At 60.3% G+C, this 18,796-nt stretch carries 16 protein-coding genes and 2 tRNA genes; 1 reads left to right on the top strand and 17 read right to left on the bottom strand.

Annotated elements, in window-relative coordinates:
• Window positions 1–17 precede the first annotated feature (17 nt).
• The 10 genes from nusA to rlmE all read right to left on the bottom strand — a co-directional run bounded on the left by nusA (window position 18) and on the right by rlmE (window position 8,606).
• Window positions 18–1,499: a transcription termination factor NusA gene (gene nusA / locus ACF8EF_RS17375; RefSeq protein ID WP_003249963.1), complete on the bottom strand. Its 1,482-nt coding sequence runs from the start codon at window positions 1,497–1,499 to the stop codon at window positions 18–20.
• Window positions 1,500–1,558: 59 nt separating this feature from the next.
• Window positions 1,559–2,017 carry a ribosome maturation factor RimP gene (gene rimP, locus ACF8EF_RS17370; RefSeq protein WP_003249960.1) on the bottom strand — a complete coding sequence of 153 codons (459 nt, stop codon included), beginning with the start codon at window positions 2,015–2,017 and terminating at the stop codon, window positions 1,559–1,561.
• 129 nt (window positions 2,018–2,146) lie between these two features.
• A tRNA-Met gene (locus ACF8EF_RS17365) sits at window positions 2,147–2,223 on the bottom strand.
• Window positions 2,224–2,323: 100 nt separating this feature from the next.
• A tRNA-Leu gene (locus ACF8EF_RS17360) sits at window positions 2,324–2,409 on the bottom strand.
• A gap of 21 nt (window positions 2,410–2,430) precedes the next feature.
• On the bottom strand, window positions 2,431–2,829 hold the full coding sequence (secG, locus tag ACF8EF_RS17355) for a preprotein translocase subunit SecG (protein WP_176685376.1): 399 nt from the start codon (window positions 2,827–2,829) through the stop codon (window positions 2,431–2,433).
• Window positions 2,830–2,833: 4 nt separating this feature from the next.
• On the bottom strand, window positions 2,834–3,589 hold the full coding sequence (gene tpiA, locus ACF8EF_RS17350) for a triose-phosphate isomerase (RefSeq protein ID WP_176685377.1): 756 nt from the start codon (window positions 3,587–3,589) through the stop codon (window positions 2,834–2,836).
• Window positions 3,590–3,654: 65 nt separating this feature from the next.
• On the bottom strand, window positions 3,655–4,995 hold the full coding sequence (glmM, locus tag ACF8EF_RS17345) for a phosphoglucosamine mutase (RefSeq protein ID WP_176685378.1): 1,341 nt from the start codon (window positions 4,993–4,995) through the stop codon (window positions 3,655–3,657).
• Window positions 4,996–5,011: 16 nt separating this feature from the next.
• Complete coding sequence (gene folP / locus ACF8EF_RS17340; protein WP_003249952.1) at window positions 5,012–5,863, bottom strand: dihydropteroate synthase; 852 nt, start codon at window positions 5,861–5,863, stop codon at window positions 5,012–5,014.
• 8 nt (window positions 5,864–5,871) lie between these two features.
• Window positions 5,872–7,776: an ATP-dependent zinc metalloprotease FtsH gene (ftsH, locus tag ACF8EF_RS17335; protein WP_021784330.1), complete on the bottom strand. Its 1,905-nt coding sequence runs from the start codon at window positions 7,774–7,776 to the stop codon at window positions 5,872–5,874.
• A 206-nt stretch (window positions 7,777–7,982) separates the two neighbouring features.
• Window positions 7,983–8,606 carry a 23S rRNA (uridine(2552)-2'-O)-methyltransferase RlmE gene (gene rlmE / locus ACF8EF_RS17330; protein WP_176685379.1) on the bottom strand — a complete coding sequence of 208 codons (624 nt, stop codon included), beginning with the start codon at window positions 8,604–8,606 and terminating at the stop codon, window positions 7,983–7,985.
• Between the two features lie 102 nt (window positions 8,607–8,708).
• On the opposite strand from rlmE, the gene yhbY reads away from it, so the two are divergent.
• The gene (gene yhbY, locus ACF8EF_RS17325; protein ID WP_003249945.1) at window positions 8,709–9,017 is read left to right on the top strand and encodes a ribosome assembly RNA-binding protein YhbY; all 309 of its coding nucleotides are present in this window, start codon (window positions 8,709–8,711) and stop codon (window positions 9,015–9,017) included.
• A 12-nt stretch (window positions 9,018–9,029) separates the two neighbouring features.
• On the opposite strand, the gene ACF8EF_RS17320 is transcribed toward yhbY, so the two are convergent.
• From ACF8EF_RS17320 to dnaK, 7 genes are all read right to left on the bottom strand, one after another.
• On the bottom strand, window positions 9,030–9,479 hold the full coding sequence (locus ACF8EF_RS17320) for an MFS transporter (protein WP_176685380.1): 450 nt from the start codon (window positions 9,477–9,479) through the stop codon (window positions 9,030–9,032).
• A complete protein-coding gene (gene greA, locus ACF8EF_RS17315) occupies window positions 9,457–9,939 on the bottom strand; it encodes a transcription elongation factor GreA (RefSeq protein WP_082056730.1) in 483 nt (160 codons plus the stop codon). The genes ACF8EF_RS17320 and greA overlap by 23 nt, the downstream gene beginning before the upstream one ends.
• Window positions 9,936–13,157, bottom strand: coding sequence for a carbamoyl-phosphate synthase large subunit (gene carB / locus ACF8EF_RS17310; RefSeq protein ID WP_392461265.1), 3,222 nt, complete (start codon window positions 13,155–13,157; stop codon window positions 9,936–9,938). Before carB ends, greA begins: the two co-directional genes overlap by 4 nt.
• Window positions 13,158–13,262: 105 nt before the next feature.
• Window positions 13,263–14,399, bottom strand: a complete 1,137-nt coding sequence (gene carA, locus ACF8EF_RS17305) for a glutamine-hydrolyzing carbamoyl-phosphate synthase small subunit (protein WP_016391781.1) — start codon at window positions 14,397–14,399, stop codon at window positions 13,263–13,265.
• 327 nt (window positions 14,400–14,726) lie between these two features.
• Window positions 14,727–15,530 carry a 4-hydroxy-tetrahydrodipicolinate reductase gene (gene dapB, locus ACF8EF_RS17300; RefSeq protein WP_392461266.1) on the bottom strand — a complete coding sequence of 268 codons (804 nt, stop codon included), beginning with the start codon at window positions 15,528–15,530 and terminating at the stop codon, window positions 14,727–14,729.
• Between the two features lie 13 nt (window positions 15,531–15,543).
• Entirely contained in the window at window positions 15,544–16,671 is a 1,128-nt protein-coding gene (dnaJ, locus tag ACF8EF_RS17295) for a molecular chaperone DnaJ (RefSeq protein WP_176685382.1), read from the bottom strand.
• Window positions 16,672–16,868: 197 nt separating this feature from the next.
• Complete coding sequence (dnaK, locus tag ACF8EF_RS17290; protein WP_010955366.1) at window positions 16,869–18,794, bottom strand: molecular chaperone DnaK; 1,926 nt, start codon at window positions 18,792–18,794, stop codon at window positions 16,869–16,871.
• Between the last annotated feature and the right edge of the window lie 2 nt (window positions 18,795–18,796).

The raw sequence follows: 18,796 nt of genomic DNA, 5'->3' as shown, positions 1-18,796 counted from the left end.
CCTCAGGCCGCGCCTAATTACTCGAACCAGTGGGCTCGGGCGGCCATGATCAACTTGCCGGCACGCTCTTCGTCGATGCCGTCGATGTCGAGCAGATCGTCGATCGACTGCTCGGCCAGGTCTTCGCGGTTAACCACGCCGCGCACCGCCAGTTCAGCCGCCAGGTCTTTGTCCATGCCCTCAAGGGAGAGCAGGTCTTCGGCCGGGTGGGCGTCTGCCAGTTTTTCTTCGGTAGCGATGGCCTTGGTCAACAAACGGTCCTTGGCTCGAGCGCGGAGCTCATTGACGATGTCTTCGTCAAAGCCATCGATGTTGAGCATTTCTTCCAACGGTACGTAGGCAATTTCTTCAAGGCTGGTGAAGCCTTCGTCGACCAGCACTTGGGCCAGCTCCTCGTCGACTTCCAGTTCTTCGATGAAATTGCGCAGGATGTCACCGGTTTCGGCCTGTTGCTTGGCCTGGATGTCCTTTTCGGTCATCACGTTCAGGGTCCAGCCGGTCAACTGACTGGCCAGGCGAACGTTCTGACCGCCACGGCCAATGGCCTGGGCCAGGTTGTCCTCGGCGACGGCGATGTCCATGGCATGGGCATCTTCATCAACGATGATCGCCGCGACTTCAGCCGGCGACATGGCGTTGATGACGAACTGCGCCGGGTTATCGTCCCAAAGGACGATATCCACACGCTCACCACCCAGCTCCCCGGATACGGCCTGGACGCGCGAACCACGCATGCCAATGCAGGCACCTTGCGGATCGATACGCTTGTCCTTGGAGCGGACGGCAATCTTGGCTCGCGAACCCGGATCACGGGAAGCAGCCATGACTTCAATGAGGCCCTCGGCAATTTCCGGCACTTCAATGCGGAAAAGCTCGATCAGCATCTGCGGCGCGGTGCGCGACAGGATCAGCTGTGGGCCACGGTTTTCGGTGCGAATTTCCTTGAGCAGCGCACGCAGGCGCACGCCAACACGGAAGGTTTCGCGCGGAATGATGTCTTCGCGGGCCAGCAAGGCCTCTGCGTTGTTGCCCAGGTCAACGATGACGTTGTCGCGGGTAACCTTTTTTACGGTACCGGAGATGATCTCGCCAACGCGCTCACGGTAGGCATCGACCACCTGGGCACGCTCGGCCTCACGGACCTTCTGCACGATGACCTGCTTGGCGGTCTGGGCGGCAATACGACCGAACTCGATGGACTCGATCTTCTCTTCGATCACGTCACCGACCTTGGCTTCAGGGTGGGTGTCCTTGATCTTGTCCAGCCAGGTCTCGATCGCCGGATCATCAAGATCGGCTTCGTCGACCACGGTCCAGCGACGGAAAGTCTCGTAGCTACCCGTGTGGCGGTTGATTTCCACACGAAGGTCGACTTCGTCTTCAAAACGTTTTTTGGTTGCAGTGGCCAGGGCCACTTCCAGCGCTTCGAAAATGACGCCGGGCGGTACACCTTTTTCGTTGGATACCGATTCAACAACCAGCAGTACTTCTTTGCTCATCGTACGCCTCGCCTTGCGCAAGCCATTGGGCCCGGATAGTCCGCCGGGCCCGGCACGTCTCAGTCAAAACTGGGAATAATATTGGCCTTGTCGATCGAGTCGATCGGTAACAGGAACTCCTGATTGTCCACCTGGACCACCACATCCTGCTCCTCCACACCGCGGAGAAGGCCCTGGAAGTTACGACGACCCTCGAAGGGTGAGCGCAGCTTGATCTTCACTTGTTCGCCGGCATGCGAGGCAAACTGTTCCAGCGTGAACAGTGGGCGATCCATGCCTGGAGAAGACACCTCGAGGGTGTACTCACTGCTGATTGGATCTTCTACATCGAGGATTGCGCTGGCCTGACGGCTGACCGCTTCGCAGTCGTCCACCAGAATACCGCCTTCCTTGTCGATGTAGATGCGCAGTACCGAATGCTTACCCTGGGAAACGTATTCGATCCCCCAGCACTGATAGCCCAGACCCTCGACAACCGGGGCCAACAAGGCCTGCAACTGTTCTAGCTTGCTCGACACCTGAACCCCCTCGTGCATGCTGTGCAAATAAAAAATGGGCGAAGCGCCCATCCCTGAAAGCGCCGTAGGACAACGACGCCGAAACTGTTCGGTTAGCAAAAAGCCCCTGAAAAGGGGCTCCGCTGAAGCTGGTTGCGGGGGCTGGATTTGAACCAACGACCTTCGGGTTATGAGCCCGACGAGCTACCAAGCTGCTCCACCCCGCGACAAAGCTGGGGCAAAAGTATAAGACCGAACCCTGTTGAGGGTCAAATCCAAACATTCACCTACAAGAAAGCCCGCTAAAGCGGGCTCTCAAGCTTTAATTGGTACCGAGAAGGGGACTCGAACCCCTACACCCTATGGGCACAACCACCTCAAGGTTGCGTGTCTACCAATTCCACCACCTCGGCAATACTACTACTTGAAACCCGTTACTTCTGCTCTTGAGCCGGAGGAGGTACATCACCGGTATTATGGGTGGTTTCGCTCTTCTGCTGCTGGAGCACCGGTACATCATCATTAACTGCCGGTTTCTGCGGCTCTTTCACTTCTAGCACTGCTGGATCTGGAAGACCTGCTTGGCTAAGCTGGTGAGCTTGTTGCTTCGCGAAGTATCCTAACCCAAGTGCTGTCAAAAAGAAAGTGGCAGCGAGTATAGCAGTTAATTTACTTAGGAACGTTGCAGAGCCTTGGCTCCCGAACACGGTGTTTGAGGCACCCGCGCCGAAAGATGCACCTGCTTCAGCACCTTTACCCTGTTGCAACAGAACCAGCACTACAAGCGACAGCGCTGCCAACAGATGAAAAACAACGATGACTGTTTCCAGCATTTGTTCAGTTTCCTGCGGCGCGACAAATTGCACCGAATTCGTCTGCGTTCAGGGAAGCCCCACCAATGAGCCCCCCATCGATATCCGGCATGCCGAACAGTTCGGCCGCATTGGCCGCCTTCACGCTGCCGCCGTATAGCAACTGCACCTTCGCAGCCACTTCAGCATCTTCTGCCGCCAGCTGGCCGCGGATGGCGGCGTGCACATCCTGGGCCTGCTGTGGCGTGGCCGTAAGGCCTGTACCGATGGCCCATACAGGCTCATAGGCAATTACTGCATCGGCAAAAGCCTTAACACCGAATGCTTCGATGATACTGCTTAGTTGACGCCCGACAACTTCGAGCGTTTTGCCAGCCTCGCGCTCTTCAAGGGTTTCCCCTATGCAAAGCACTGGCTTCAAGCCTTTGGCCTGAGCTGCTGCAAACTTGCGATTGAGTACTTCGTCGGTTTCACCAATAATCTGGCGACGCTCCGAATGACCAATCAACACCAACTTGCAACCTGCTTCAACCAGCTGCTCGGGAGCAACTTCCCCAGTCAGCGCACCCTGTTCGGGTTGTACAGCAGAATTCTGTGCGCCGATAGTAATTTCTTTACCTGCCAGGCCATCGATCACTTGATTGATGAACAAGGCCGGTGGAAATACGGCGACTTCCACTCCGCTCGGCAAGGCGAGATTACTCAAGCCTTTGGTCAGCTCAGCGACGCTAGCGCGGGTACCGTGCATTTTCCAGTTACCAGCTACCATAGGGCGACGCATGCTTTACCTCGTCGGTCAAAGTGGGCGCAGATCTTACCCAACCAGATCTGCGCTGGCAAGCGCCTTCAGACACAAACTTCGCCGACCAGTTTGGCCAGTGCTTCAGCATGGGCCCGCACCTGGGTTTCGTCTTCGCCCTCAACCATGACCCGGACCAACGGTTCGGTACCGGACTTGCGCAACAGCACACGACCACGCCCCGCCAGCGCTTCGGTAACCTTGGCACTGGCTTCCTTGACGGCCGGGTGCTCCAGCGGGTCGACCTTGCTGGCACCAAAGCGCACATTGATCAGCACCTGCGGACACTTGCGCAGGGCCTGGCGGGCCTGGGCCAGGGTTTCGCCACGGCGTTTGAGCGCCATCAGCACCTGCAGCGCGGCAATGATCGCATCGCCGGTGGTAGTGTGGTTGCAGCACACGACGTGACCGGAGTTTTCACCGCCGACCAGCCATTGACGCTCCAACAGCTCGGCCATGACGTAACGGTCGCCGACCTTGGCCCGCACGAACGGGATGTCCAGGTCCTTGAGCGCCAGCTCCAGGCCCAGGTTACTCATCAGCGTGCCGACCACCCCGCCTTGCAGCTTGCCATGCTCCTGCAGGTCGCGCGCAATGATGAACAGCAGTTCGTCACCGTCGACGATGGCACCCGTGTGGTCGACCATCAGCACGCGATCGCCGTCACCGTCAAAGGCAATGCCGAGATCGGCATGCCCGACCAGTACAGCGGCCTGTAGCGATTCGATGTGTGTCGAGCCGCAACCTTCGTTGATGTTCAGGCCATCCGGTTGTGCATGCAGCACGGTCACGTCGGCACCCAGCTCACGGAATACGCTGGGCGCAACCTTGTAGGTAGCACCATGGGCGCAGTCGACCACCAGCTTGAGGCCCTCGAAGCTGGTGCTGCTCGGCACGCTGCTTTTGCAGAATTCGATGTAGCGGCCGGCGGCATCATTGATACGCGAAACCTTGCCCAGCTTGCCCGACTCGACAACGGTCATCGGTTGGTCGAGCAGCTCTTCGATCATCAGCTCGACCTCGTCCGGCAGCTTGGTGCCCTGGCCCGAGAAGAACTTGATGCCGTTGTCGTCGTGCGGGTTGTGCGAGGCACTGATGACGATGCCGGCTTCGGCGTGGAAGGTACGCGTGAGGTAAGCGATGGCCGGGGTCGGCATCGGCCCGAGCAGCATCACATCGGCACCTGCTGCGGACAGGCCGGCTTCAAGTGCGGACTCGAACATGTACCCGGAGATACGGGTGTCCTTGCCCACCAGCACGCGGCAATGGCCTTGCTTGCGGAAGGCCATGCCGGCCGCCCAGCCGAGCTTCAGCATGAAGTCAGGCGTGATCGGGTATTCGCCGACGCGGCCACGAATGCCGTCGGTACCAAAGTATTTTCTGCTCATAGGGACTCCAATGTTCTTATTCGGCGTTTTGCACCGCAGCGATCATGCGCACCACATCAACGGTTTCGGCCACGTCATGTACACGAAGGATGCTCGCCCCTTTGGTCATGGCCAACGCCGCCAGCGCAAGGCTGCCGTACAAGCGCTCGCCGACCGGACGTTCCAGCGTCAGGCCGATCATGCTCTTTCGTGAAACGCCCACCAGCAGTGGGCGCCCAAGGCGATAGAGCGCTTCCATGTGCTTGAACAGGCTCAGATTGTGCGCCAGTGTCTTGGCGAAACCGAAGCCCGGGTCAAGGATGATTCTGTCAGCGTCGATGCCCGCAGCTGCGCAGGCGGCCATCCGCTGTTCAAGATAACGCGTGACGTCGGCAGTCACGTCCTGGTAATGCGGATCGTCCTGCATGTTGCCTGGCTCGCCACGCATGTGCATGAGGCACACCGGCAGACCGGTATCCGCCGCAGCGTCCAGGGCGCCATCGCGCTCCAGGGCCCGCACGTCGTTGATCAGCCCGGCACCAAGGCGTGCAGCTTCGCGCATGACGGCAGGTGTGGAGGTATCGACCGAAATGACCACGTCGAGGCGGCTGTTGATGGCCTCGACCATTGGCGCCACACGTTCCAGCTCCTCGGTCACCGACACTGCACGCGCACCCGGGCGCGTGGACTCGCCACCAATATCGATCAGCGTTGCGCCAGCGGCAACCATCGCTTCGGCATGGCGCAGGGCTTCGTCGCGCTGACTGAAGCGACCGCCATCGGAGAAGGAATCGGGGGTGATATTGAGAATACCCATCACATGGGTATGCGACAAATCAAGAACCCGGCTGCCGCAAGGCAACCGGGTCGGGTACTGCACTGAGCTCATAGATGCCCTTAGTGTTCAGCCGCTGGGCCGCCGATTGGCGATTCCGGACGATCATCCTGGGCCGCAGGCGTGCCCGAGTGCTTGTCGTCGTCCCAATCACGCGGTTCACGTGGTGTGCGCCCAGCCATGATGTCGTCAATCTGATCGGCATCGATGGTCTCGTACTTCATCAGCGCTTCAGTCATCGCCTCGAGCTTGTCACGGTTGTCGATCAGCAACTGCTTGGCAGTGGCATAGCACTGATCGATGATGCTGCGCACCTCGGAGTCGATCAGTTTGGCAGTCTCGCCGGACACACTGGCATGCTGGCTGCCGGCACTACGGCCGAGGAACACTTCGCCCTCTTCCTCTGCATACATCAGCGGGCCGAGCTTCTCGGACAGGCCCCATTTGGTGACCATGTTACGAGCGAGCTGGCTGGCCCGCATGATGTCGTTGGACGCGCCGGTGGTCACGCCATCGAAGCCCAAGGTCATCTCCTCGGCGATACGGCCGCCATACAGCGAGCAGATCTGGCTGATCAGCGCACGCTTGGACAGGCTGTAGCGGTCTTCTTCCGGCAGGAACATGGTCACACCCAAGGCACGACCACGCGGGATGATCGAAACCTTGTAGACCGGGTCGTGCTCAGGCACCAGGCGACCGACAATGGCGTGGCCGGCCTCGTGATAGGCGGTGTTTCTCTTTTCTTTTTCGGACATGACCATGGTCTTGCGCTCGGCGCCCATCATGATCTTGTCCTTGGCCAGCTCGAACTCTTTCATTTCGACCAGGCGCTTGTTGGAACGCGCGGCAAACAGCGAAGCCTCGTTGACCAGGTTGGCCAGGTCGGCGCCGGAGAAGCCTGGGGTACCACGCGCGATGACCGCCGGATTGACGTTCTCGCCGATCGGTACCTTGCGCATGTGCACCTTGAGGATCTGCTCGCGGCCACGAATGTCCGGCAGGCCAACCACCACCTGGCGGTCGAAGCGGCCCGGGCGCAGCAGCGCCGGGTCGAGCACATCCGGACGGTTGGTGGCGGCGATGACGATGATGCCATCGTTCATCTCGAAGCCGTCCATCTCCACCAGCAACTGGTTGAGGGTTTGTTCACGCTCGTCGTGACCGCCACCCATGCCGGCGCCACGGTGGCGACCAACGGCGTCGATCTCGTCGATGAAGATGATGCACGGGGCGTGCTTCTTGGCCTGCTCGAACATGTCGCGCACACGGCTGGCACCGACACCCACGAACATTTCCACGAAGTCCGAACCGGAAATGGTGAAGAACGGTACTTTCGCTTCGCCCGCAATGGCCTTGGCCAGCAGGGTCTTACCGGTACCGGGCGGGCCAACCATCAGCACACCGCGCGGGATACGGCCACCCAGGCGCTGGAACTTGCCCGGATCGCGCAGGAACTCGACCAGCTCGCCAACCTCTTCCTTGGCCTCGTCGCAGCCGGCAACGTCAGCCAGCGTGGTCTTGACCTGGTCTTCGGACAGCAGGCGGGCCTTGCTCTTGCCGAAGCTCATCGGCCCGCCCTTGCCGCCCGCACCACCTTGCATCTGGCGCATGAAGAACATGAACACGGCAATGATCACCAGGATCGGGAAGCTCGCCACCAGCAACTGTGTCCAGATGCTCTGTTGCTCAGGCTGCTTGCCTTCGACGACCACATGGTTGTCGACCAGATCGCCGATCAGGCCATTGTCGGTGATGGCCGGGCGCACAGTCTTGAAGTTGTCGCCATCGGTGCGCTTGCCAGTAATGATGTAGCCATCGACGGTCACACGCTCGACCTTGCCATCCTTGACCTGCTGGATGAAGTCGGAGTAGTTGAGGGTCTGCGGCTCGTTAGGGCTGGAGAAGTTGTTCATCACTGTCACCAGGACAGCTGCGATGATCAACCACAGGATCAGATTCTTTGCCATGTCGTTCAATTAGCTACCCTCTGAGGCCGGCGCACGACGCAGCCGTGCCTCGCATGATATTCATCGCCCTAACTTACTACATTACCTACGCAGCCGCAGGCACCGTCTGTAACCCTTTGTGAAAGCTAGACTACACGAAGTTCGGACGATCCTGACGCAGCGGCCGATTGGAATTAACTATCGACCACCCCGCTTCACACCTTTCATTACCCTTTGAAGCCCCTGCCCAACAGGTATTGCTCCCGGGAACGGTCCCGCGACGACGACGGCTTGCGCATTTGCACCTTGTCGAACTTGCTGCGCACGTCCTTCAGGTACACGTCAAAACCTTCGCCCTGGAAAATCTTGATCAGGAAGTCGCCCCCGGGCTTGAGTACACGGGTTGCCAGATCGAGGGCCAACTCGCAGAGGAACATGGCACGCGGAATGTCTACCGCGGGCGTACCACTCATATTGGGGGCCATGTCGGAAATCACAAGGTCTACATGCGAATCGCCGACCGCTTCGAGAATGCGCTGCAGCACTTCGTCCTGGGTGAAGTCCCCCTGAATGAAGGTCACGTCGGCGATCGCGTCCATTTCCAGAATGTCCGAAGCGATCAGGCGACCTTGGCCACCAATCAGACGACTGGTCACCTGGGACCAGCCACCAGGGGCCGCGCCGAGATCGATCACGCTCATGCCTGGGCGGATAATGCGGTCCTTCTCCTGGATCTCCAGCAGCTTGTAGCTCGCACGCGAGCGATACCCATCCTTCTGCGCCTGCTTCACAAAAGGGTCGTTGAAATGCTCTCGCAGCCAGTTTGCGCTGCTTTTGGAACGTTGTACCACGGGGCACCTCGATGATATGCGTCGTGATTGACTGGGCGGAGCCGGTGGCCCTCGGGTAAAATGCCGGTCAATTTTACAGAATCAGACGGAAAGGGTCAGATTATGCCGCTCAATAACGAGCAGAAGAAGCAATACAAGTCCATTGGTCATGACCTGAAGCCGGTCCTGATCGTTGCTGGCAACGGTTTGAATGAAGGCGTCATCGCCGAACTGGAGCGCGCGCTGGTCGACCATGAGCTGATCAAGGTCGAGATTCGCTCGGAAGACCGCGAGGAGCGCGCCGAAACCATCGCCGAGCTGTGCAAGGCCGGCCGTGCCGAGCTGGTGCAGACCATCGGCAAGAAAGCCCTGATCTACCGCAAGAACCCACAGCCGAACAAGCAGCTGTCCAACATCCACCGTTACAAGTAACGGTAGCGCCGATCAGTGGCGCGGTGAACGCGCCCTGACCGGTACCGGCTGGGCCACCAGCACGATGCCGGAAAAACCCAGCACCAGGAAGCAGAACATCTGCCAGCGCTCGCCCACGGAAATACCGTAGCGCAAGGTGTAATACCCCACGCAGGCACCGAAGCCGAGCAACAGCATCTGGCCGCGGAACTGCCGCCACCAGGCCGCCAGGCCATCCACCCTCGCCAGCACTGCCAGCTGAGTCAACAAGCCAAGCAACGCCACGCCGATCAACCAGCGGTCGATCTGCCCGGCAACATCCTGCACCAGCAGCGGCGCCAGGCCACTGACCTTGAGCGCAGGCACCAGCCCAACATGGAACACCCACAGGCCACCGACCCAGAAAACCTGGGCCAGTTGCCAGAGGATCCCCTCGAGGGACGGCGCCCGCAGGCGCCGGTCAGATGTGCTTGACTTCGACAATCTCGTACTCGACCGTGCCGCTAGGCGTCTTGACGACGACAATATCACCTTCTTCCTTGCCGATGATGGCACGGGCGATTGGCGCACTGGCCGAGAGCTTGCCCTTCTTGATGTCGGCTTCGTCCTCGCCAACGATCTGGTAGGTCACCTGATCACCGGTCTCGGTGTTTTCCAGGTCTACAGTGGTACCGAAAATGACCTTGCCGGTGTGGGCAATGGTAGTCACGTCGATCACCACCGAGTTCTGCAGGCGGCCTTCGATATCGCGGATACGCGCTTCGACCATGCCCTGCTCCTCGCGGGCTGCATGGTATTCAGCGTTTTCCTTGAGGTCGCCCAGCTCACGTGCCTCACCAATGGCCTGACTCAGGCGCGGGCGCTCGGTCTTGCTCAGGAACAGGTGTTCCTCTTCCAGGGCGCGAGCGCCCTGGACGGTCATCGGGTATTTGGTAATGCTCATGCTTTCAGTCCTGCATGCAGATCTTGCAAGCGACGAACGGTCTTTTCCGGACCGAATTTCAGCGCTTCGCAGATGGCTTCACCAGCCGCAATGGTAGTGGTGCAGTAAATCTTGTGCTGCAACGCATTGCGACGAATCGAATAGGAGTCGGCGATCGACTGGCGACCTTCGGTGGTGTTGATGATCAGCGACACTTCGTCGTTCTTGATCATGTCGACCACGTGTGGGCGACCTTCGGTCACTTTGTTCACACGGCGCACTTTCAGACCGGCCGCCTCGATAACCTTGGCGGTGCCTGCAGTGGCAACCACTTCAAAGCCCAGGGCGATCAGGTCGCGGGCAACGCCAGCCACTTGTGGCTTGTCGTCGTCACGCACGCTGATGAACGCAGTACCACCGGTCGGCAGCACTTCGCTTGCACCCATCTGAGCCTTGGCGAAGGCTTCACCGAAGCTGTCACCGACACCCATGACTTCACCGGTCGATTTCATCTCAGGGCCGAGGATCGGGTCAACCCCTGGGAACTTGGCGAACGGGAAGACGGCTTCCTTGACGCTGTAGAAATTCGGGATGATTTCCTGGGTGAAGCCCAGCTCTTTCAGGGTTTTACCCGCCATGACACGGGCTGCGATCATCGCCAGGGACGTGCCGATGCACTTGGAAACGAATGGCACGGTCCGCGAAGCGCGCGGGTTGACTTCGATCACGTAGATCTTGTCGCCCTGCAGGGCCAGCTGCACGTTCATCAGGCCGACCACGCCCAGCTCCAGGGCCATTTTCTTGACCTGAACGCGGACTTCGTCCTGCACTTCCTTGCTCAGCGAGTAAGGTGGCAGCGAGCACGCCGAGTCACCGGAGTGAACACCGGCCTGTTCGATGTGCTGCATGATTGCGCCGATGACCACGTCGGTGCCGTCGCACACCGCATCCACGTCCATCTCGATGGCGCAGTTGAGGAAGTGGTCGAGCAGTACCGGGCTGTCGTTCGACACTTGTACCGCTTCACGCAGGTAGCGCTTGAGCTCGTCCAGCTCGTAGACGATCTCCATGGCACGGCCGCCCAGTACGTAGGACGGACGCACGACCAGCGGGTAGCCGATGCTGCCCGCAGCACGGATGGCTTCTTCCTCGCTGCGCACGGTAGCGTTTGGCGGCTGCAGCAGGCTCAGGCGCTGAACCATCTGCTGGAAGCGCTCACGGTCTTCGGCGCGGTCGATGGCGTCAGGGCTGGTACCGATGATCGGCACGCCAGCTTCTTCCAGAGCGCGGGCCAGCTTCAGCGGGGTCTGGCCGCCGTAGTGAACGATCACGCCCTTCGGCTTCTCGACGCGGCAGACTTCCAGCACGTCTTCCAGGGTCAGCGGCTCGAAGTACAGGCGGTCGGACGTGTCGTAGTCGGTGGAGACGGTTTCCGGGTTGCAGTTGACCATGATGGTCTCGTAACCGTCTTCACGCAGCGCCAGGGCTGCGTGCACGCAGCAGTAGTCGAACTCGATACCCTGGCCGATACGGTTAGGGCCGCCACCCAGGATCATGATCTTGTCGCGGGTCGACGGGTTGGCCTCGCACTCTTCCTCGTAGGTGGAGTACAGGTAGGCGGTATCGGTGGCGAACTCGGCGGCGCAGGTGTCGACGCGCTTGTAAACCGGGAACACTTCCAGCTTGTGACGGTGGCGGCGCAGGTTCTTGTCGGTGATACCCAACAGCACTGCCAGGCGCTGGTCCGAGAAGCCCTTGCGCTTGAGGCGCAGCATGTAGTCCTTGTCGATCGACGACAAAGCCAGGGTCTTGACCTTCTCTTCTTCCTTGATCAGGTCTTCCATCTGCACCAGGAACCACATGTCGATGCCGGTCAGATTGAAGATTTCTTCGCAGGTCATGCCCGAACGCATGGCGTCAGCCACGTACCAGATACGCTCGGCACCCGGCACGGTCAGCTCGCGCTTGAGGATGCTGGTGGCTTCCGGGCTGGCCAGGTCGACTTTCGGGTCGAGGCCGCAGGCGCCGACTTCCAGGCCGCGCAGGGCTTTCTGCAGGGATTCCTGGAAAGTACGGCCGATGGCCATGACTTCACCCACGGATTTCATCTGGGTGGTCAGACGGGCGTCGGCTTTCGGGAATTTCTCGAAAGCGAAGCGTGGCAGCTTGGTGACGACGTAGTCGATCGACGGCTCGAAGGACGCCGGGGTGCGACCGCCAGTGATGTCGTTCTGCAGCTCGTCGAGGGTGTAACCAATGGCCAGCTTGGCGGCGATCTTGGCGATCGGAAAGCCGGTGGCCTTGGAAGCCAGGGCGGACGAACGCGATACGCGCGGGTTCATCTCGATGACGACCATGCGGCCGGTGTTCGGGCAAATGCCGAACTGGACGTTGGAACCACCGGTTTCCACACCGATTTCACGCAGCACCGCCAGCGAGGCGTTGCGCATGATCTGGTATTCCTTGTCGGTCAGGGTCTGTGCCGGGGCAACAGTGATCGAGTCTCCGGTGTGCACACCCATCGGGTCGAAGTTCTCGATCGAGCAGACGATGATGCAGTTGTCCTTTTTGTCGCGGACCACTTCCATCTCGTACTCTTTCCAGCCGATCAGCGATTCGTCGATCAGCAGCTCTTTGGTCGGCGACAGGTCCAGACCGCGGGTGCAGATTTCCTCGAACTCTTCACGGTTGTAAGCGATACCACCACCGGTGCCGCCCATGGTGAACGATGGGCGAATGATGCACGGGAAGCCAAGCTTCTCGAGGACCGCATTGGCCTCTTCCATGCTGTGGGCGATACCGGAGCGCGGGCACTCCAGGCCGATGTCCTTCATCGCCTTGTCGAAGCGCGAACGGTCTTCAGCCTTGTCGATGGTGTCAGCGTTGGCACCGATCATCTCTACGCCGAACTTCTCCAGAACGCCGTGGCGCTCCAGGTCCAGGGCGCAGTTCAGTGCGGTCTGGCCACCCATGGTCGGCAAAACGGCGTCCGGGCGCTCTTTTTCGATGATCTTGGCGACCGATTGCCACTTGATCGGCTCGATGTAGGTGGCGTCGGCCATGGCCGGGTCGGTCATGATGGTGGCTGGGTTGGAGTTCACCAGGATGACGCGGAAACCTTCCTCGCGCAGGGCTTTACAGGCCTGGGCGCCGGAGTAGTCGAATTCGCAGGCCTGGCCGATCACGATCGGGCCAGCGCCGAGAATCAGGATGCTTTTGATGTCTGTACGTTTTGGCATGGTGGTCACTCAAATCCGGGGTCAGTCGGCAAGCCGCTTTGAACAATCTGGGTCAGGCGCTTCCGGGCACGGCAGGTGCCGGCCCGGGGCCTTGAAGCAGGATGCTCAGCGGCGCTTGGCCATGGCATCGGTGAAACGATCGAACAGAGGCGCGACGTCGGTCGGGCCTGGGCTCGCTTCAGGGTGGCCCTGGAAGCTGAACGCGCTCTTGTCGGTACGCTCGATACCCTGCAGGGTGCCGTCGAACAGCGACTTGTGAATGGCGCGAACGTTACCCGGCAGGGTCGCTTCGTCAACGGCAAAGCCGTGGTTCTGGCTGGTGATCATGACCACGCCGGTATCCAGGTCCTGGACCGGGTGGTTGGCACCGTGGTGGCCGTGGCCCATTTTCACGGTCTTGGCACCGGAGGCCAGGGCCAGCAGCTGGTGGCCGAGGCAGATGCCGAATACCGGAATCTCGGTTTCGAGGATTTCCTTGATCGCCTGGATCGCGTAGTCGCACGGCTCGGGGTCACCAGGGCCGTTGGACAGGAACACGCCGTCCGGGTTGAGTGCCAGCACTTCGCTGGCCGGGGTCTGGGCTGGCACCACGGTCACGCGGCAGCCACGGGCTACCAGCATGCGCAGAATGTTCAGTTTGACGCCGTAGTCGAAGGCAACCACGTGGTACGGCAGGTCGGCAGCCTCGATGGTCGGGTGGCTGTCGGTTTTCAGCTCCCACACACTGGAGCGCCACTCGTAACGTTCCTTGGTGGAGACGACCTTGGCCAGGTCCATGCCCTTCAGGCCCGGGAAGCCGCGGGCAGCAGCGATGGCGGCTTCTTCGCTGATGTTGTCACCCGCCAGAATGCAGCCGTTCTGGGCGCCCTTTTCACGCAGGATACGGGTCAGGCGACGAGTGTCGATGCCGGCGATGGCAACGACGTTGTTGGCCTTGAGGTACTCAGGCAGCGACTGGGTGTTGCGCCAGTTGCTGGCCAGCAGCGGCAGGTCACGGATGACCAGGCCAGCGGACCAGACGCGGTTCGACTCGGCGTCTTCCGGGGTAGTACCGGTGTTGCCGATGTGCGGGTAGGTCAGGGTAACGATTTGCTGCGCGTAGGAAGGGTCTGTAAGGATTTCCTGGTAGCCGGTCATAGCGGTGTTGAATACCACCTCACCAACGGTCTGACCGTCGGCACCGATGGCTTCACCGCGGAAAATACTGCCGTCGGCAAGGGCGAGTATGGCTGGCTTTGTCAAGAAGACCTCCCGTAAATCAAGCATGAAAGGGCGATCGCAGGTTGCAAAAAAGCGGAGTGACGTATGGACACGTCACCCCGCTTTCATGTGCTGAATTCAATTCGCTGCGCGCTTTTAGTGGACACACTAAAGCTGTAGCTTACAGAAAAGTGTGTTTTCGGTCTACCGCGGATGTGCCTCTAAAACACATCAATGCGACAGACTGACATCTGTGTTGGCTTCTTCGCGGGCTCGCCCGCTCCCACAGGCCCACCACAAGCCACAAGACCCGCGCAATACCTGTGGGAGCGGGCAAGCCCGCGAAGCAGCCAGCACCGCCAGAACGGCTTAACGCAGCTCGAGCACATCCTGCATGTCGTACAGCCCCGGCTCACGCCCATCCAGCCACAGCGCCGCACGTACGGCACCCTTGGCGAAGGTCATGCGACTGGAGGCCTTGTGGGTGATTTCCAGGCGCTCGCCTTCGGCAGCGAACAACACAGTGTGATCGCCCACCACATCGCCGGCACGCACGGTGGCGAAACCGATGGTTTTGCGATCCCGCGCGCCAGTCTGCCCTTCACGGCCATACACGGCCACTTCCTGCAGGTCACGGCCCAGCGCATTGGCAACCACTTCACCCATGCGCAGTGCAGTACCCGACGGGGCATCGACCTTGTGCCGGTGGTGCGCCTCAATGATTTCGATATCGACATCATCGCCCAGCACCCGCGCAGCCATATCCAGCAGCTTCAGGCTAAGGTTGACACCCACGCTGAAGTTGGCGGCGAACACGACAGGAATGTCCTTGCCAGCCTCAGCCAACAACTGCTTCTCTTCGACTGTAAAACCGGTCGTGCCGATGATCATCGCCTTGCCGTGCTTGCGGCAGAACGCCAGGTTTTTCAGGGTCACCGAGGGGTGAGTGAAATCGATCAGCACATCGAACTCGTCGGCAACCTTGGCCAGGTCGTCGGACAACAGCACGCCAATTCGGCCAAGTGCCGCCAGCTCTCCGGCATCAGCCCCGACCAACGAGCTGTCAGGGCGATCAATTGCCGCAGTCAGCCCTGCACCTGAGGTTTGTTGCACGGCTTCGATGAGGGTTTTACCCATCCGCCCCGCCGCGCCCATCACTGCAATACGTCGCATAACCTGTTCCTTGTCAGAGATCGCCGAAGAAGCGCTTCACACCATCGAACCAGCCGCTGGCCTTGGGCGAGTGGGAACTGTCGCCTTCCAGCGAATCACGCAGCTCTTCGAGCAACTCGCGCTGGCGACGGCTGAGGTTGACCGGGGTTTCTACGGCCACACGGCACAGCAGGTCGCCCGCGCCACCGCCACGCACCGGGGCAACACCCTTGCCACGCAGACGGAACTGCTTACCGGTCTGGGTACCTTCCGGAATCCTCAGCTTCACACGACCATCCAGGGTCGGCACTTCCAGCTCGCCGCCCAGGGCAGCATCGGTGTAGCTGATCGGTACTTCACAGTACAGGTGCTTGCCATCACGCTGGAAGATTTCGTGCTCACGCACGCTGATCACCACGTACAGGTCGCCAGTCGGGCCACCATGAGTACCCGCCTCGCCCTCACCCGACAGACGGATGCGGTCGCCGGTATCAACACCTGCCGGCACCTTGACCGACAGCGTCTTGTATTCCTCGACACGCCCCTCACCGTGGCACGAAGTGCACGGGTCGGTAATGATCTTGCCTTGGCCATGGCAGCGCGGGCAGGTCTGCTGCACCGAGAAGAAGCCTTGCTGCATGCGCACCTGGCCGATGCCGCCGCAGGTCGGGCAGGTCGACGGGGTCGAGCCCTTCTTGGCACCGGAACCGTCGCAAGGCTGGCAGTTGACCAGGGTGGGCACGCGGATGCTGACCGTAGTGCCACGCACCGCTTCTTCCAGGTTCAGTTCCAGGGTGTAGCGCAGGTCGCTGCCGCGCTGGGCACCGCCTCGACCACCACCGCGGCCGCCGCCACCGAAGAAGTCGCTGAACACATCACCGAAGATGTCGGAGAAGTTGGCACCACCAAAGCCGGCACCACCGCCACCCATGCTTGGGTCGACACCCGCATGGCCATACTGGTCGAAGGCCGCACGCTTGCTCGCGTCCGACAGCACTTCGTAGGCCTCGTTGGCCTCCTTGAACTTGTCTTCCGATTCTTTATCGCCCGGATTGCGGTCCGGGTGATACTTCATCGCCAAACGGCGGTAAGCCTTCTTGAGGTCCGCTTCAGTGGCGCCGCGCTCGACACCCAGGACCTCATAATAATCACGCTTGGACATAGGTCATTTGCACCTTGTTGGGCGTCTGGCATCTGCGCCACGCCATCAGCACCCGCCCGCTACCCATAAGAGCCACTGACAGATGCTGTAAAAATTCTCGAATTCCAGATACGCCAACGCGGGAGCAAGCCCCCGCGCGGCGACATCCTACCAGCTCACCGGCAAACGACGGTGAACTGGCCGACAACATGCAGGGATTACTGCTTGTTGTTGTCTTTCACTTCTTCGAACTCGGCGTCAACCACGTCATCGTGCTTGGCTTCCGGCTCGGCCTGCTGCGCGCCACCCTGAGGCTGTTCAGCCGACTGCTCGGCGTACATCTTCTGGGCAACCGGGGCAGAGACCTTGGACAGCTCTTCAACCTTGGCGTCGATGGCAGCCTTGTCGTCGCCTTTGACAGCGGCTTCCAGGGCAACAACGGCGGCCTCGATGGCGGTTTTCTCTTCAGCGGTAACCTTGTCACCTGCGTCAGCGACCATCTTGCGGGTCGAGTGCACCAGCGCGTCACCCTGGTTACGGGCAGCGGCCAGCTCTTCAAACTTGCGGTCTTCCTCGGCGTTGGCCTCGGCGTCACGCACCATGCGCTCGATCTCTTCGTCCGACAGGCCGGAGTTGGCCTTGATCACGATCGACTGAGTCTTGCCGGTAGCCTTGTCTTTCGCGCCTACGTGCAGGATGCCGTTGGCGTCGATGTCGAAGGTCACTTCGATTTGCGGCACGCCACGCGGTGCTGGCGGAATGTCAGCCAGGTCGAACTTGCCCAGCGACTTGTTCTGCGCAGCCTGCTTACGCTCACCCTGCAGCACGTGAATGGTCACGGCGCTCTGGTTGTCGTCGGCAGTCGAGAACACCTGCGACTTCTTGGTCGGGATGGTGGTGTTCTTCTCGATCAGCGCGGTCATCACGCCGCCCATGGTTTCGATACCCAGGGTCAGCGGGCTGACGTCCAGCAGCAGTACGTCTTTCACGTCACCGGCCAGTACCGCACCCTGGATGGCAGCACCCATGGCAACCGCTTCGTCCGGGTTCACGTCCTTGCGCGCTTCCTTACCGAAGAAGTCGGCCACTTCTTTCTGCACCAGCGGCATGCGGGTCTGACCGCCGACCAGGATCACGTCGTCGATCTTGCTGGCGTCGATGCCGGCGTCTTTCAGGGCGATGCGGCAAGGCTCGATGGTACGTTTGACCAGGTCTTCGACCAGCGACTCCAGCTTGGCGCGGGAGATCTTCACGTTCAGGTGCTTAGGACCGGTGGCATCTGCAGTGATGTACGGCAGGTTGACGTCGGTCGACTGAGCGGACGACAGCTCGATCTTGGCCTTTTCTGCGGCTTCTTTCAGGCGCTGCAGGGCCAGAGGATCGTTCTTCAGGTCCATGCCCGACTCTTTCTTGAACTCGTCGACAAGGTAGTCGATCAGGCGCATGTCGAAGTCTTCGCCACCCAGGAAGGTGTCGCCGTTGGTAGCCAGTACTTCGAACTGGTGCTCACCGTCGACTTCGGCGATTTCGATGACCGAAACGTCGAAGGTACCACCACCCAGGTCATAAACGATGACAGTGTGGTCGCCCTTGGCCTTGTCCATACCGTAGGCCAGCGCAGCGGCAGTCGGCTCGTTGATGATGCGTTTTACGTCCAGGCCAGCGATGCGGCCGGCGTCTTTGGTCGCCTGACGCTGGCTGTCGTTGAAGTAGGCCGGAACGGTGATGACCGCTTCGGTGACTGGCTCGCCGAGGTAGTCTTCGGCGGTCTTCTTCATTTTCTTCAGGACTTCGGCGCTGATCTGCGGCGGAGCCATTTCCTTGCCAGCAGCCTCGACCCAGGCGTCACCGTTGTTCGCCTTGACGATCTTGTACGGCACCAGCTTGATGTCTTTCTGCACGACATCTTCTTCGAAGCGGCGGCCAATCAGGCGCTTCACTGCGAACAGGGTGTTGTGCGGGTTGGTGACGGCCTGGCGCTTGGCCGACTGGCCAACCAGGATTTCGCCATCGTTGGCGTAGGCCACGATCGAAGGGGTAGTACGCGCACCTTCGGCGTTTTCGATGACTTTGACGTTACCGTTTTCCAGAATGGAGACGCACGAGTTGGTGGTCCCCAGGTCGATACCGATGATTTTGCCCATGT

Origin of the sequence: Pseudomonas sp. zjy_15, assembly GCF_043101865.1 — a bacterium.
Lineage (GTDB): Bacteria > Pseudomonadota > Gammaproteobacteria > Pseudomonadales > Pseudomonadaceae > Aquipseudomonas > Aquipseudomonas putida_Y.
This window is presented reverse-complemented; position numbering and strand designations above follow the sequence as displayed.